This window comes from Butyrivibrio fibrisolvens, assembly GCF_023206215.1.
GTDB classification, from domain to species: Bacteria; Bacillota; Clostridia; order Lachnospirales; family Lachnospiraceae; genus Butyrivibrio; species Butyrivibrio fibrisolvens_C.
This window is the reverse complement of sequence record NZ_CP065801.1, coordinates 125,997-141,552: the sequence shown is the minus strand read 5'-3', so window position 1 is coordinate 141,552 and position 15,556 is coordinate 125,997. Positions and strand designations below refer to the sequence as shown.

Sequence of the window (15,556 nt, the reverse complement as noted above, 5' to 3'; positions counted from 1 at the left end):
CAAACTATGCCTCATGATGCAATAATTCAAGTTTTCTATATTTTGCTATCTATTGATATCTATTGTTATCCTTAAGCCGGTTATATATCCTGCATTTATTTATATTCACTTACAAGGAACATTGGCTTAACCTGTGTTACTTCATCATATTCTTCCTGTGATACGGTTACGGAGGCGTTTAATGCCTTAAGATCTTTCTTGACTCCTTCCAAAGCTTCATTGATGCTTGTGGCCTTGCCCTGTTTTATAAGTCTTATCATTCTGTCTATTACGACCGGATGAGCATACCTTGCAGGAACCGGAAAATCAGGACTTTTTGCTATATAATTTCTAAGCTCTATTACTGCATTTTCCCACTCTTCTTCGATTTTTTCTCTTTTGTTGGCTCCTATTGGGACAAGATTACCTGTCAGTGAAAAAAGGAAAAATGCAAAGCCAAACAAGAGCATATACTTACCATAAGTTGCTCCCTTAAGTACAAAAAAGGTTCCAAGCAATACTGTAAGTATAGATATTATAAAAATACTAATACCAAGAAATCTCGAAGACTTTGGAACCATCTGTTGTACTCTCATCTTACCGGCTGCGCAGGACAGCCTTTGAGTCATTACAGGCTTTTGTTCAAGATACTCTTTCGCATTCTCAAGCTTTTGTATCGCTTTTTTGCTTTCATTTGAAAGATTCTTGACATAGTTTTTTTCTAGCATGGCTTTAGCTTCTTTAAGCTTTTTTTCTGCATTTTTGCTATATACAGGAATCTGTGGATGCTCCTGTTTTATATAAGTCAGCGCCCTGTCTACATCTTCTTCATGCTTAAAAAGGCACTGCTTTTCTTTTCCGTTTTTCATAAGTACAACAAGATATGATAAGGATGCAAAGGCTCCTTTACCCGAAAAGCCTCCCTTACTCATGGCTACTCTTTTAAATACTCTGTCAACCTCATCCCATGGAAGGTACCACATCCTGTCAATATAAAAGCTGTTTAGATAGATGGCTTTTTGTCCAAAGCCAGCCGGACCTATTTTTTTACAGCTTTTCTTGTCATTTTTTAATTCTTCTTTATCAATACTGTAGCTGTTATCAAGAGCAAATGCCAAAACCATATATATCCCCTCCCCTATCAGTTTTGGGCTGGCCTAAAAAGACCAGCCCAATAATAGACTTATTTTATTTATGCTGTTCTACGTCCATTTTTTTTGGTGCTATTGTTACTTCTTTTCGAAGCTGCACGAAGAAAAAGTCCAAGGAACAGTGCTGCTATGATTATACCTGCAGGATATGCAACACTTGTATTATTCTTAAGTGCAGGGATAAGTCCCAGACACTCAGGAGCCATAACAAAATATGTTGCAGAAACTGCGCTCATGAAAGTCGCTGGAGCTGCTGCTATCCAGTAGTTCTTATGTTCTTTGACAAGGTACATTGCTGCTGACCAGAGAACTATCATAGCCAATGTCTGGTTGGTCCAGCTGAAATATCTCCAGATAACCTGATAGCTAAGGAATCCTAATGTATTTCCAAATCCAAGAAATGCTCCTACACCTAGTACAGGTACTGTAAGCATCAGTCTGTTCTTAAATGATCCCTGATCAAAATTCATCCAGTCCGCAAGTGCATATCTTGCTGAACGGAATGCTGTATCTCCTGATGTGATAGGGCATATAACTACACCTATCATTGCAAGGATAACACCCACACTGCCCATTGTCTTAACACTTACATCGTAGATAGCAACTGACTGTCCACCCTGAAGGATCTCTGCAAGTCCTGTTGACAGTCCACCGGTTGCTTCATAAACTGCACAACCTGCAGCTGCCCATACCAATGCGATGCAGCCTTCTGCAACCATGGCACCGTAGAATACGAAATGTCCCTGTCTCTCACTCTTAAGACATCTTGCCATAAGAGGAGACTGTGTCGAATGAAAACCTGAAATCGCTCCGCAGGCAACTGTTATGAACATAAAGCTCCAAACAGGAGTTGCTGACGGATGCATGTTAGAAAAATGACTAAAGATCTCCGGAATATGATATCCATGTACAGGGATACCGATTATAACGCCAACTGCCATTGCAATCAGACATATTCCGAATATTGGATAGATTCGTCCTATGATTTTATCAATTGAAATAAAAGTTGCGATAAAGTAATATACAAGAATTATTCCAAGCCAGACTGTAGTCTGAGCAAATACTCCTGATACACCTTTTTCAGTAAGCAGCTTTACAAGAAGTCCGGCAGGACCTACTGCAAAAACAGTTCCAACCATTACAAGAAGTACTACAGAGAACACTCTTAAAATTGTCTTCATAACCGGTCCAAGATATGTTCCGGTTACTTCTGCGATAGAATCTCCATTGTTGCGTTCTGAAAGCATTCCTGAAAAATAATCATGAACTGCTCCTGCAAAAATCGTACCAAATGTGATCCACAGAAAAACAATTGGTCCCCACAATGCGCCCTGTAACGCGCCAAAAATGGGACCTAGTCCGGCAATGTTAAGAAGCTGAACTAAAAAAAGCTTCCACTGAGGCATTACAACATAGTCAACGCCGTCATTAATCGCAACTGCCGGCGTCTCGCGGTCATCCGGGCCGAAGATATTGTCAACAAATTTACCATAAGTGAAATATCCTGCGATCATTATTACCAGACATAGCAAAAAGCTTATCATGTTTCCTCCGTTTCTGCTGCATCTATGGCTTTTACGAAATATCCTTTACCATCCTCACCTCCCTGCGGATATATTATTAATATACTTTTCCTAGGACTATTTTGCCTTGCCATAAGAACAGCCCCCTTTTTATCAACCGGCACAATGCCCTGCTTAATGTAAGCAGGGCATAACCGGAATAGTTCTATAATGAGGCAATCAGAGCAAATCCTGGAATCCCTTTCTATATAGATGACGAGGAATACCGTCAACCATAATAGGGCTAACATCACCTTGAATAAGCGGCCTTACATATGTGATAAATTCATTGGTTACATATGTTCCGTCTTTTGTTATCCAGTTTCGTGGAACAAGCCTTTCATCATTAGCAATCTTGTGAACGTCCTTGACCTCAGTTCCTGCCTGATAAGGATCATCAGAAAGTCTCTTGATGACAACCATCTTGCCTGTGTCGCCCTCATCAGCAGCCTTCATAGCTGCGCCGCCTACTTCATAAGCTTCAAGGATATCAACACGAGATGCACAGTGGCTTGCCGCACGCTGAAGAGTTGACAGCTCAATAGCACGTGTCTTACAACCAATCTCTGCTGCAAGAACGCTGCACAGATATCTTGCAGTACCTGTAAGCTGCTTATGACCAAATGCATCTACATAATCTGGATCATTGTCCATCTCACAGATGTACTTGCCATCAGCAGTATGTATACCTTCAGAAACAGCAACTACAACAGAAGCTTTTTTCTTAAGAAGCTCTTTACACTTATCAATAAATGCCTGAATATCAAATGGAAGTTCAGGAAGATAGATAGCATCAGGTCCATCACAATCTTCACTCTTAGAAAGTGCAGCTGCACCTGTAAGCCAGCCCGCATTACGGCCCATGATCTCTACGACCATAACCTGACCATGTGCAGTTTCAAGGCTCCATCCATCACGGATGATCTCTTTGACAGAAGTTCCGATATATTTGGCTGCAGAACCGTATCCTGGTGTATGGTCTGTAAGAGCCAGATCGTTATCAATGGTCTTAGGGCATCCAACGAAGCGAATGTCAGATCCAAATACGATCGCATAATCAGAAAGCTTTTTGATAGTATCCATTGAGTCGTTACCGCCAATATATATGAAGCAGTCGATCTCAAGCTTTTCGAGGATATCAAAAATCTTCTCATAGACTTCTTTATTCTCATTGATTCCGGGGAGTTTGTATCTGCAGGAACCAAGGTATGCAGAAGGTGTTCTCTTTAAGAGTTCCGCATCAAGTCCTGACTGAATGTGCTCTGACAGATCTACGTATCTGCCCTCAAGGAGCCCCTGTACGCCATGAAGCATACCATAGACTTTGTTGTAGCCCCTGTCCTTGGCCGTCCTGTAGACACCCGCAAGAGATGAATTAATTGCAGCGGTGGGTCCTCCTGACTGACCAACAATAACATTACGCTTTTTGTTGTTTGCCATTTCTTCCTCCATCCTGCCTGGCTGCAGCTGTCAAATATCCTGATTGGATTGGGAAAAAATACAATAGATCCCCGTAAGACGTATACCTCCCAAAACTGAAACTGCACCAGCACCCTTTTTTAGTATAAAACTATTATACTATAAATCGATAATTGTGAAACAGTATTTTACGCTTTCTTTCTACAAAATATCGTTATTTTATTTTTAACCTCATGTCACGAGCTGGGCAATTGACATGAGATTAAAATTGATGGAGCTCGCGGCACCAATTTGGATTTGAAAGTGGAACACTTTCAAACATGAACCTTTGTATATACCAAAAATAAAGGCTATCCGATCTGCGGATAGCCTCCAAAAACTTATTTTCCAAATATGCTCATAACCTGTGACATAGAATTGGCAGAATCCTTCAGGTCTCCTATTGCTTCATTAAGACCTTCATAATCAATCTCAGACAGAGCTGTTATAGATTCGTTTAATGTCTTGGAATTCTCTTCCACAAGCTGATTCATATTGCTTGCAGCTTCCGAGGCACTTTCTGTCATCTGGTCTATTCCATCAAGCGTTGTCTCTGCTCTTTGAATAGTATCTGTCACACTATCAATTGCACCATTCGCCTTATCGACTGTTGTATTTACCTGCTCCATAAGATTGAATGCTTTGGGAACCAGGATGAGAACAACGATTATAACTGTGACCACAAACACCATAATAAGTGCTGCAGTTATCTTGGCTAACTTAACCTGCTTTTTTTGAAGATCACATATAACACTCAAGATCTCAGTTTCAGACAAAGTAGTTTCTTTTTCATTCTCCATAACCCTTCTCCCTCCGTTTTGAAAAATTTACATTGTCTCACCCAGCTTAACATAAGTAAAGCCCGTCTTTTTACAGAAATCCTGCAAGGCAGTGCCAAATACTTTCATATAAGCATCTTCTTTGAACTGAACCTCTCCTGAAAGAAAGATGATCACACTTCCGCTCTTAATATCCCATTCAATATCTGTTTTGGGTTCAAGAGCAAAAAGTTCTTTAAAAGAAATACCATAGTTTTGCCTGCAATAATCCTCTCTGTTTTGAAGATCCTTGCATTCATCTATTATGGCCGATTTTATGTTGTTAAGAGTATCACATTCATTGAGCAATATGAATTCTACAACGTTAAGAGCTGTAATCTCATATCCTCCCAGTCTCATATCTTTGATGATAGCATCAAAATCAGCCTCTGTAGTTGCAAATGGATCTATCTTAGAATCGCCATAACCAAATACCGCATCATATAACTCTTTGTTCATGTCAACCTCCGTTTTATAACACAGAACAAAAACATATTAAATCAGCATGCATTTTGTATATCGGCATATACCATTTGAAAATTCAGAGAGATATTTTAAAATAACTTGCTATTTTTTTACCTTTATCAGCCTATTGAAATGACTTTGTAATCCTTATCTTCTACTGCCTTTTTAAGTACTTCATCAGGTACGTCGCTTGTAAGTTCTACAACTGCTGTTCCTTTTTTGTAAGAAACATTAGCAATCTCAACGCCTTCGATAGCCTCAAGTGTCTTTTTTACTGTTGCTTCGCAGTGTTCACACATCATTCCTTCGATATTCATAGTTTTTGTCATAATTTCTTTCTCCTTTTTTGTTTTTAAAATATTACCATTATCATCCGGTTGCACTTTATTTCTAAGTGCTTTATCCCCGGATGGATCATGTATTTTAAGAAGATTAAGTCTAAGAGCATTCATGCATACCGTAAAACTTGATATGCTCATAGCAGCTGCTCCAAACATAGGGCTCATGCTAAGCCCCCATCTTGAATATGCTCCGGCTGCAAGAGGGATCAGCAGTATATTATAGATAAATGCCCAGAACAGATTCTCGTGTATATCTGTAAGTGTACGTCTTGAAAGTCTGATAGAAGCTGCAACGTCTCTAAGTCCTGACTTCATAAGAACAACGTCGGCTGCATCAATTGCTACATCTGTGCCTGCTCCTATCGCTATTCCTATATCTGCTCTTGTTAATGCCGGAGCATCATTTATTCCATCTCCAACCATTGCAACTTTTCCTTTGGTCATAAGATCTTTGATCACAGCTTCTTTACCATCAGGAAGTACTTCGGAGATGACTTCGCTTACTCCTGCCTGCTTTCCGATTACTCTAGCTACCTTGTCATTGTCTCCTGTTACCATGACAACATGGATTCCCATATTTTTGAGTTCTTCTACCGCCTTATAAGAATCCTCTTTTATCACATCACTTACACCGATGATTCCAAGAGCCTTTTCTTTATGGGCAAAAAATATGGGTGTCTTACCTTTTTCGGAAAGCATTTCTGCTTTTTTATGTAAGCTTTCCGGTATATAAGCCTTCTCTTTAACAAATTTAAGATTGCCACTGTATATCAAGTCGTTATCTAAAATTGCTTTTAAGCCTTTGCCGGGGATCTCGACAAAATCTGTTACTTCAGATTTTTGGATCTTATCCTCTCCATATTCACATATAGCTCTGGCAAGAGGATGATCACTCAGACTTTCTATAGAGCATGCTGCCCTAAGAAGTTCATCTTCTGTAACATCATCTGCCATTATCATATCTGTGACTTTGGGCTTTCCTTCTGTTATAGTTCCTGTCTTATCAAGCGCTACAATCTGAACTCGTCCTGTACTTTCTAATGCTGCGGATGTCTTGAATAATATTCCGTTCTTTGCTCCAACACCATTACCAACCATGATAGCTACAGGCGTTGCAAGACCAAGAGCACAAGGACAGCTAACTACAAGAACTGCTATCGCTCTTGTAACAGCAGTTGCAATCGAGGCTCCAAGAAGAAGCCATATCATAAATACGATAGCTGACACAATCAAAACAGCTGGTACGAATATACCTGAGACTTTATCTGCAATTCTTGCTATCGGAGCTTTCTGCGAAGCTGCATCCGAAACCATCTGAATGATCTGGCCAAGTGTAGTATCTTGTCCAACACGGGTAGCTCTACATGTGATAAAACCTGACTGATTTATAGTAGCAGCTGATACTGTATCTCCTTCAAACTTATCAACCGGTATTGATTCGCCTGTAAGTGCCGCTTCATTGACTGATCCGGTTCCTGATACAATAACACCATCTACCGGAATCGATTCTCCGGGCCGCACCACAAAGGTATCCCCGATTGTAACTTCATCGATATCGATCGTTATCTCTTTTCCGTCTCTAATTACGTTAGCTTTCTTTGGCGCAAGTCTTATCAGACTTTTAAGTGCATCTGTCGTTCGGCCTTTGGATATGGCTTCAAGAAGCTTACCGACTGTTATCAGTGATAATATCATCGCTGCTGACTCAAAATACAGCTCGTTCATCATGATATCCAAAGAGTCCATCATAGCATCCATATCGTCAGCCATCTCCATCATGACGTTGCTCATTCTGATAAGTGTTACAAAGCTATATGCAAAAGATATCCCAGAGCCCATCGCAACAAGCGTGTCCATATTTGGCGCCCTATGAATCAGCGATTTAAAACCGCTTATAAAAAATTTCTGATTGACTACCATTATTGCGCCAGACAATAACATCTCTATTATGCCTATTGTTACCATGTTATCAGCTATAAACTTTGGCGCAGGCCACTCCCACATTGATACACCCATGCTGAAATACATCAGTATCAAAAGAAGTATCACTGATACGATAAGTCTTTTTTTGAGTAAAGGAGTCTCTCTATCAATAAGAGCTTCCTCCTTTTGGCTTATGCTATTAGTTTTAGAATTTGCGTCTGATGCCTCATTCATAGGTTTTGCACCATATCCGGCATCTTCTACAGCTTTTATTATCGCATGGCTGTCTGCAGTTCCTGTTATACTCATAGAATTAGTAAGCAACGATACGTTACAAGACTCTACGCCTTCAACACTATTTACAGCTTTCTCTACATGAGCCTGGCATGCAGCACATGTCATACCTGTGACAATGTATTTATCCATCTTCTCTCTTCTTTTCTTTAATCTTTTTATCTGTCTTTGTCAGTTTTTCTTAGACTATGTCTTTTTTTAGTCTATGTCTTTTACTTTCTTAGCTTATGTCTTTTTCTTTCTTAACTTATGTCTTTTTCTTTCTTAACTTATGTCTTTTTCTTTCTTAACTTATGTTTTTTTCTTTCTTAACTTATGTCTTTTTTCTTTGTTCATGTCTGATCAGATCATCTTTTGTAGCAGATCTATAAGCTCCACAAGCTTCTCATCTGAGCCTTTCATGACATCGTCCTTAACACAAGTCTTGACATGATTGGCCAAAAGAACTTTGGAAAAAGAATTCAGAGAGCTTCTTGCAGCCTGCACCTGCGTTAGAACATCCACGCAATATGCATCATTTTCTATCATGCCTCTGATTCCTCGTATCTGTCCTTCTATTCGGCTGAGCCTGTTTAACAGGTCTTTGTATTCTTTCTGCGCTCTTTCTTTGGACTTACCTGACATACAGCAGCTCTTAACAGAAGCGGCTTCTGTTTCGATGATCTTCTCCTGTTCGTCAGATAAACCTTCACAATGAGGGCATTTCTTACCTTCCATATCTTCACCTTCTTAATAATCTTACTCGGCTTCCCTTTGTGGGAGATTTCTTTGTATCAAAGCATACCCCTATGGGGTATATGCTATGCCAAAATAATATACCCCATAGGGGTATATGTCAAGCTGCTTTTGTCTATGCTTTGTATTTGGCTTTTTCTTTGCTTTGTTCCTGGCCTAGATCTTTGCTTTGATCTTTACTTTGATCTTTGCTATGATCTTTGCTTCGATCTTTACTTTGATCTTTACTTCGGGCTTTATCTTATCTAACCGGATATTATTTTTTCTTCCTGTTTTTTAAAATATTATCCAGATAATCCGTTTTATTAACTACTGAGTTTCTTTTGTTATTAATTTTTACTCCATCATCTGCTATATGCTTTGCCGATCCAATGCTTGATATCATTTCATAAAAATCAACATCGCTATAATCTTCATAATTTCTAACATTATCATATATGTCACTATCAAAACTTTCGTCAGCTGTTTTATTTATAGTAATTGCTTCTTTTTTATTAAAAGCATCATTTGCTTTTTCTTTTCCTGATTCTTCATATACTTTTGGTATAGTCTTTAGATAATCATCATATTCTTCTGTGTAGATATATTTTCCAAGCTTTAACAGATGATAATATCTAAGCAGCATTAGCCGTATGTAATCAGGGCATCTGTTTCTTCCGCTTTTCCATGCTTCAATAGACTTTTCTGGTATGCAGAAGGAGTCCCTTAACTTGCTGTTGGTCGTTCCTGCTTCTTTCATTATTTCATCAAATCGCATATTGTATGCATTATATATGTTTTCAAGTACCACATATACTTCTTTCATACTTAAACCGCTTTTTTTCTCAAGATATGAAGGATTAAAGTATTTGCTATCATATGCCATGTTACATAATTCTCTGTAGGATCCTGCTTTTGGTGCCGCATCCCATATAGCAGCAAAAGATCTGTTTGATAATATCTTTTTTCTATGTTTCACGAATTGCCACCTCGAACATGTTGATTTATTTTTGCCCTATTGTACAGGGGATATTTATATTACTTTTCTTTATTATAGCAATATTTCATCCATTTTAAAATATTATTATTTTAGCATTGAGATTCAAAATGTTTCACGAAAAATAAAAGCTCTATGCCATCAATCTGGCATAGAGCTTTTTATACATATTTGAATATTTACATCATTATGATATATATCTTTTGATCAAAATAACTACTTTGTTATTATTCTACTGCATTAATGATATCCATTACTGCCTTGCTTATCTCTTTATTAGCCTCAAGCGCTTTTTCTCTGCTTGTCTGCTTTGTATAGAAGTAGAATTTGATCTTCGGTTCTGTTCCTGAAGGTCTTATAGAGAACCAGGTGTCTGAATCCTTAAGTTCCGGATCATTTTCTTTAAGGAAGTATCTAAGAGCATTGGTTCCGGGAATCTTATTCTCAGGATGTCTTATATCTTCTGAACCATCCTTATAATCTATGATTTTGACCACTTCTCTGCCGGCAATTTCTTTTGGCGGATTGCTACGGATGTAGTCCATCATACGTCCAATTCTCTCAGCTCCTTCAATTCCTTCAAGAACCATATTGGGTTCATACTCATCATAGAAACCATACTTCTCATACAAAGAAGTAAGTACCTGCCACAAGGTCTTTCCCTGCTTTCTGTAATAAGCTGCAGCTTCTGCAACAAGCATTCCGGCACTGATACCATCCTTATCCCTGATATCAATACATGCAGCATAACCAACAGATTCCTCATATCCAAACAGATACTGGTACTTATTCTCTTCAAGGAAAGGTATCCTTCCGCAGATATTCTTGAATCCTGTGAGTGATTCAAACATCTCAACGCCATATGACTCTGCCATCTTGGTAGTCATTGTTGATGTAACTATAGACTTAACCATAGCGCCGTTATTAGGAAGTGTTCCTGCATCCTTATGTCCTTCAAGAATATAATTTACAAGAAGATATCCTGTCTGGTTACCGTTAAGTGGAATATACTCGCCACTGTCAGTTAATATCTCGATAGCAAATCTGTCGGAGTCAGGATCAGTAGCCATAAGAAGCTCTGCACCGATTTTTTTACCAAGTTCTTCTGACATTTTGAATGCTGCAGGTGCTTCAGGATTAGGGTATCCAACTGTTGTAAAGTTAGGATCAGGATCCTTCTGCTCCTGTACTATCTGCCAATTTGTAAATCCTCTGTCTTTAAGCATCTGTGTAAATGGTATACTTCCTGCTCCGTTTAAAGGAGTATATACAAGAGGTATGGACAGATCCAACTCATCACCACTATGAATTGACAGAGCTTCAATTTTATCAAGATATTCTCTATCATATTCAGGTCCCAGAACTGTAATGATGCCGCTCTTAACTGCTTCATCAAAATCACCTTTTTGAACACCATCAAAATAGTCAACCTTGAGGATACATTCTGTCATTCCATCAGCTATCTCCTGGCCTACCTGACATCCATCTTCCCAATATGCCTTGTATCCGTTGTACTCTCTAGGATTGTGAGAAGCTGTTATGTTGATTCCAGAGATAGTTCCAAGTCTTCTAACCAGATAAGCAAGCTCCGGTGTAGGGCGAAGATCAGGAAATACATATGTCTTGATTCCATTAGCAGCAAGAATAGCTGCTGTATATTTTGAAAACTCTTTGGAAAAATGACGTGGATCATGTGCGATTACAACACCTCTGTCCATAGCATCTTTGCCAAATCCCTTAATATAATCAGCAATACCCTGAGTTGCTCTACCAACTGTGTAGAAATTCATTCTATTAGTTCCTACACCAATCTTTCCTCTAAGTCCTGCTGTTCCAAATGACAATTCTTTATAAAAGCGATCTTCTATATCAGCATCAGCTGCCTTATCTGTCTCACTCTTTTTTGCAAGCTCATTAAGCTCTGCAAATAGTGGATCATTCTTTGGCAGTTTGTCCAACCATTCAGCGCATTTTTCTTTGTAATTCATGTTTTTATCTCCTTTCACATGATATTCATCTTATCTATTATCGCACATCATATGGTCGTTTGTCACTTTGGTCCCCTAAAATGATAGCTTTAAGAGCAAAAGACGTATTTGAATTATTGTAACTTACATTATTATAAGTCTATAATCAATATGTATTTATTTCGTTTTGGAGGTTAATGTTTGTGGGTAAAAAAAGATTATCTAATTCTGTTTTGATTCAGCTTGGTATTATTATATTCTCAACATTATTTATTATTGCATGTCTATTATCAACTTCTTTTGCTGACTGGTATACCAATAACATATTTCCTGTATGGATCAATACATATGGATTTTTTACAAGTCTTTTTCCATTCTCTTTTGGTGAGAAGCTCATCTATTTAGGCCTTGTTCTTGTCCTGATATTGTCAGTAGTCCTTATTTATCTGCTAATATCATTTCTTCTTTTTAGACTTAAGAATATAAAAAGAAGCAGCTCTCATGAAAATAATAAGTTGAAAAAATATAAAGCTCCTGTTTTTATCAAAAGATATCTAAGAATATTCTCGTGGATCTTAACTATAGTATATCTGATCATGAATCTTAATTGCTTTTGTTTGTACCAATGTACCCAGATCCCATGCAGTAGCAGTTATACACTTGAAGAACTGACTGCACTTAGAGATCACATTGTTAATAAGCTCAACGAGTACTCTTTGATATTTGAAAGAGATGATCTTGGCAATATCATCTATGATGGTGACATGGAGTATGAAGCACGATTGTCTATGCAAAATCTATCGGATCTTTATCCTAGAATGAGCGGATTTCAGGTTACTCCCAAGACCCTGGATAGTTCTGTATTTATGAGTCAGCAATACATGCAAGGTTACTATTTTCCTTTTTCAATGGAAGCCAATATCAATGGGCTTATGTCTATAGGCAATAAGCCATTTACAATGTGTCACGAACTTGCTCATACTCGTGGATATATTTTTGAAGATGAAGCCAATCTTATAGGCTTTCTGGCATGCATCAATTCTGATGACGTTTTCTTTCAATACAGCGGTTATCTTAGTATGCTCAATTATGTTAATAACACTTTCTATAGATCTGTTGATATAGACACTTATAACTCGCATGTCAAAGTCAGTGATCTTGTATGGTATGATGATCAGTTTCTTACTGAAGAAGCATGGGAATATGTTAATTCACATTCTATATTGCCTACCGAAACTGTAAAAAAAGCTGCAGATACTTTTGTTGATACAACACTTAAAGTTAACGGAGTAAAAGAAGGAATGCTAAGCTATAATCATGTTGTTGACTTATTACTCACCCATTACGATTATACTAATGATTAAACTTATGGCTTTGTGTTTTTTATGTAATATTGCCGGGGAGATGACTTAACTTATCATCTCTCCTTCTTTTGCAAGAAAATCTGCAAAAAGTCTTCTGGTGTTTTGAATTGTCTCCTGGCATAAGCCCGGAAGTTCACTTCCCCACTCTTTGGTAACTGCATCGATTGCACTATCCATTCTTGCTCTCAATTTTTTTATTCTTTCAGGGTCTTTCTGCGACATTGTTTTTGCGAAATCAAAAAGTCTTTCTGAAGTGTGTTTGGAGCCCCAATAACCATCTTCCGAAACATCAGCTCGTGCCTTATTCTTGGATTCATTGCCTACAGCCAGATCCCCACTTGAAAGAAGCTTCCAGACACTTGCTGCATTATTTCTCCTATAAGCTTCTAATTGCCCATTAAATGAATCTTTAGAGATTTGTTCATACTGTTCTTCTATTTTCAGAAGAAGTTCTTTTTGTTTATAATCGCTTGCAGGATCTTCTTGAACTATATCCGGTTGTGAGTATGTTACTTTTCGTGGAATGTAAATTGAGCCTTCATATATTGCTGCAGGGCCTATATAATTACCATCGCTTCTATCATTAGTTGACCCGCGATCAGCTTCAGTAGTAGTTGTTGTATTCCCGTTTAATACATTACCATCTCTTTTATTTCTGTCCTGGCGTGATGACAGACTTTGATACAAATCATATCCCTTATCTGTATATGAAGTCATATAAAGACCTCCCCCTTTTTTGATAAGTATGTCCTCAATTGTTTATAGCATCACTCGCCATATAAAGGCATTTAAGATTATAGATATTCAATTATGTCAAAGTGGAAAATATAGAACTTTTTATAATAATAGCATAATTTGCCAAAAGTGTCTTGATACAATTATCAGTTCAAGCTTCGAACTTGCTAAATGCAGGGGGCCACCGTGGCCCTTATATCAATTCTTTATCATTATTTACTTCACTGAAACTTGGTACTTACCAAACATACGCCACCCTTTGAGGCAGAGCCGATACAGACCATTTATAATACATTTTCGTATCTTGAAGGTGTTATAATTCAGGGCATGATATCTGGATCTTTATATTCTAGGGTCCAAACTCGCTTCGCTCAGACAGGTGGACCCTAAGAAGAATATAAAGATTCAGCTATCATGCTCCTGAATTTTATAACACCTTCAAAAGATACGAAAATGTATTATAAACGGTCCGTATCGGCTCTGCCTCAAAGGGTGGCGTATGTTTGGCAAGTGCGAAGTTCTAGCTACTTTACAATATAATTAAAGTTTCCGACTTGTACGGGCTGACATCTATCACTTAGGAATATTCAGTATAAAATCATTTCATTTTGCATAGTATGACGTAAGGGTCAAAAGTCATTTCGATTCGAGCTTGCTCGAAATCGAATATGAATTTATGACCCGCAAAACATGAGCAAAGTAGCACATAGTGCGGATTTGCGAATGATTTAGGATTGTGAGAGTTTCGAAGAAACGGAACAATCCGTTAGTCATATGGTGTCAAAAGGAACTTTTGACACCTACCTCATAGTATATTTTATATCTTATTTTTGATTATTACTGATTGTATTAGTATTATGCACTTATGATATTAAATTTCAAAGTTACTGTGAATTCCTTAAAACTAATTTATCTTTCATGTTTAATGAAATATGAAGGGCCACCGTGGCCCTCCTGCCTATCCAATTAAATCATCGAGTGTATTATATTTACTGGGCTTCTTATTTTATATCTTATACTTGATTATTACAGATTGTAATGTATCTTTATCATATTAAAAATAAAAGCTACTTTAAAATCAACTAAAACTGATGCTTCTATTATATTTTATAAAATTCGAAGGTTCACCGTGGCCCTTCTACCTATTCTTTTTATTATTAACTTATATTTTTTTCATCGTACTTTGGATCTTATATTTTATTGCAACTAATCGTATTAGTTAGTATTATGCTTTTACAACGATATAATTCAAATTCATTTTAATTTCTCGAAAATGATTTTTCTATCATATTTTCTCAAACTTCGTACATGAACAGATTTGTATCTTCAAAGCTTTTACAGAAGCAGGTATCATATAAACTTTTTTCATACTTTTAATCGTCTTATCATATTCATGAGCGTTATAGATAGGATTTTTCATTCTACAAGAGATCTTCATGTCTTTGCACAACAAAATTCAGTCCTCGGAACAAAAAGCTCCAGATATCATACCATAAATTATATAGCTATCAACAATGTGTCTATGATTTATATACTACATGCCCTCTGCAAAGACTTTTGGGATTCCACCTGTTGAAGTGGAAAGTTTGAGATATTTAATAAAACAGACATAAGGGCCACCGTGGCCCTTAAAATATTATCACTATATATATCACTCAAATCGTATATATCACATTCAACATCACAAAAAGAATTACAGGGGTAAGTGAGAATTTTGAGTTTTTTATGCTTATATTCCTATCAAAATATCAAAGCAAAACAAAAGCGCAGCAAAAAATGATTATTTTC

Annotated in this window: 12 protein-coding genes; 1 reads left to right on the top strand and 11 read right to left on the bottom strand. The window is 37.5% G+C overall.

Annotated features, from left to right (window positions below):
* Window positions 1–95: 95 nt before the first annotated feature.
* From I7804_RS17945 to I7804_RS17900, 10 genes are all read right to left on the bottom strand, one after another.
* Window positions 96–1,103, bottom strand: a complete 1,008-nt coding sequence (locus tag I7804_RS17945) for an ATPase P (protein ID WP_248406206.1) — start codon at window positions 1,101–1,103, stop codon at window positions 96–98.
* Between the two features lie 68 nt (window positions 1,104–1,171).
* Window positions 1,172–2,674 carry a carbon starvation protein A gene (locus tag I7804_RS17940; protein ID WP_027206278.1) on the bottom strand — a complete coding sequence of 501 codons (1,503 nt, stop codon included), beginning with the start codon at window positions 2,672–2,674 and terminating at the stop codon, window positions 1,172–1,174.
* Window positions 2,671–2,817, bottom strand: a complete 147-nt coding sequence (locus tag I7804_RS17935) for a hypothetical protein (RefSeq protein WP_177174031.1) — start codon at window positions 2,815–2,817, stop codon at window positions 2,671–2,673. The genes I7804_RS17940 and I7804_RS17935 overlap by 4 nt, the downstream gene beginning before the upstream one ends.
* Window positions 2,818–2,872: 55 nt before the next feature.
* Window positions 2,873–4,132, bottom strand: coding sequence for a 6-phosphofructokinase (locus I7804_RS17930; protein ID WP_022754879.1), 1,260 nt, complete (start codon window positions 4,130–4,132; stop codon window positions 2,873–2,875).
* A gap of 359 nt (window positions 4,133–4,491) precedes the next feature.
* Window positions 4,492–4,950 (bottom strand): hypothetical protein, encoded by a 459-nt coding sequence (locus I7804_RS17925; RefSeq protein ID WP_022754878.1) that lies wholly within the window; start codon window positions 4,948–4,950, stop codon window positions 4,492–4,494.
* A 27-nt stretch (window positions 4,951–4,977) separates the two neighbouring features.
* Window positions 4,978–5,427, bottom strand: coding sequence for a hypothetical protein (locus I7804_RS17920; RefSeq protein ID WP_022754877.1), 450 nt, complete (start codon window positions 5,425–5,427; stop codon window positions 4,978–4,980).
* A 125-nt stretch (window positions 5,428–5,552) separates the two neighbouring features.
* Entirely contained in the window at window positions 5,553–8,123 is a 2,571-nt protein-coding gene (locus tag I7804_RS17915) for a heavy metal translocating P-type ATPase (protein WP_248406205.1), read from the bottom strand.
* Window positions 8,124–8,333: 210 nt separating this feature from the next.
* On the bottom strand, window positions 8,334–8,615 hold the full coding sequence (locus I7804_RS17910; RefSeq protein WP_248406223.1) for a metal-sensing transcriptional repressor: 282 nt from the start codon (window positions 8,613–8,615) through the stop codon (window positions 8,334–8,336).
* A 367-nt stretch (window positions 8,616–8,982) separates the two neighbouring features.
* Window positions 8,983–9,684: a hypothetical protein gene (locus I7804_RS17905; RefSeq protein ID WP_248406204.1), complete on the bottom strand. Its 702-nt coding sequence runs from the start codon at window positions 9,682–9,684 to the stop codon at window positions 8,983–8,985.
* Between the two features lie 245 nt (window positions 9,685–9,929).
* Window positions 9,930–11,690: a phospho-sugar mutase gene (locus tag I7804_RS17900; RefSeq protein WP_248406203.1), complete on the bottom strand. Its 1,761-nt coding sequence runs from the start codon at window positions 11,688–11,690 to the stop codon at window positions 9,930–9,932.
* 182 nt (window positions 11,691–11,872) lie between these two features.
* On the opposite strand from I7804_RS17900, the gene I7804_RS17895 reads away from it, so the two are divergent.
* Window positions 11,873–13,033 (top strand): DUF3810 domain-containing protein, encoded by a 1,161-nt coding sequence (locus tag I7804_RS17895; RefSeq protein WP_248406202.1) that lies wholly within the window; start codon window positions 11,873–11,875, stop codon window positions 13,031–13,033.
* A gap of 45 nt (window positions 13,034–13,078) precedes the next feature.
* On the opposite strand, the gene I7804_RS17890 is transcribed toward I7804_RS17895, so the two are convergent.
* A complete protein-coding gene (locus I7804_RS17890) occupies window positions 13,079–13,750 on the bottom strand; it encodes a hypothetical protein (protein WP_248406201.1) in 672 nt (223 codons plus the stop codon).
* Between the last annotated feature and the right edge of the window lie 1,806 nt (window positions 13,751–15,556).

Excerpts from the sequence above, each read along its gene's own strand:
- I7804_RS17945 (WP_248406206.1), bottom strand. The coding sequence starts at position 1,103 with ATGGTTTTGGCATTTGCTCTTGATAACAGCTACAGTATTGATAAAGAA.
- I7804_RS17920 (WP_022754877.1), bottom strand. The coding sequence starts at position 5,427 with ATGAACAAAGAGTTATATGATGCGGTATTTGGTTATGGCGATTCTAAG.
- I7804_RS17890 (WP_248406201.1), bottom strand. The coding sequence starts at position 13,750 with ATGACTTCATATACAGATAAGGGATATGATTTGTATCAAAGTCTGTCA.
- I7804_RS17925 (WP_022754878.1), bottom strand. The coding sequence starts at position 4,950 with ATGGAGAATGAAAAAGAAACTACTTTGTCTGAAACTGAGATCTTGAGT.
- I7804_RS17910 (WP_248406223.1), bottom strand. The coding sequence starts at position 8,615 with ATGTCAGGTAAGTCCAAAGAAAGAGCGCAGAAAGAATACAAAGACCTG.
- I7804_RS17900 (WP_248406203.1), bottom strand. The coding sequence starts at position 11,690 with ATGAATTACAAAGAAAAATGCGCTGAATGGTTGGACAAACTGCCAAAG.
- I7804_RS17940 (WP_027206278.1), bottom strand. The coding sequence starts at position 2,674 with ATGATAAGCTTTTTGCTATGTCTGGTAATAATGATCGCAGGATATTTC.
- I7804_RS17930 (WP_022754879.1), bottom strand. The coding sequence starts at position 4,132 with ATGGCAAACAACAAAAAGCGTAATGTTATTGTTGGTCAGTCAGGAGGA.
- I7804_RS17915 (WP_248406205.1), bottom strand. The coding sequence starts at position 8,123 with ATGGATAAATACATTGTCACAGGTATGACATGTGCTGCATGCCAGGCT.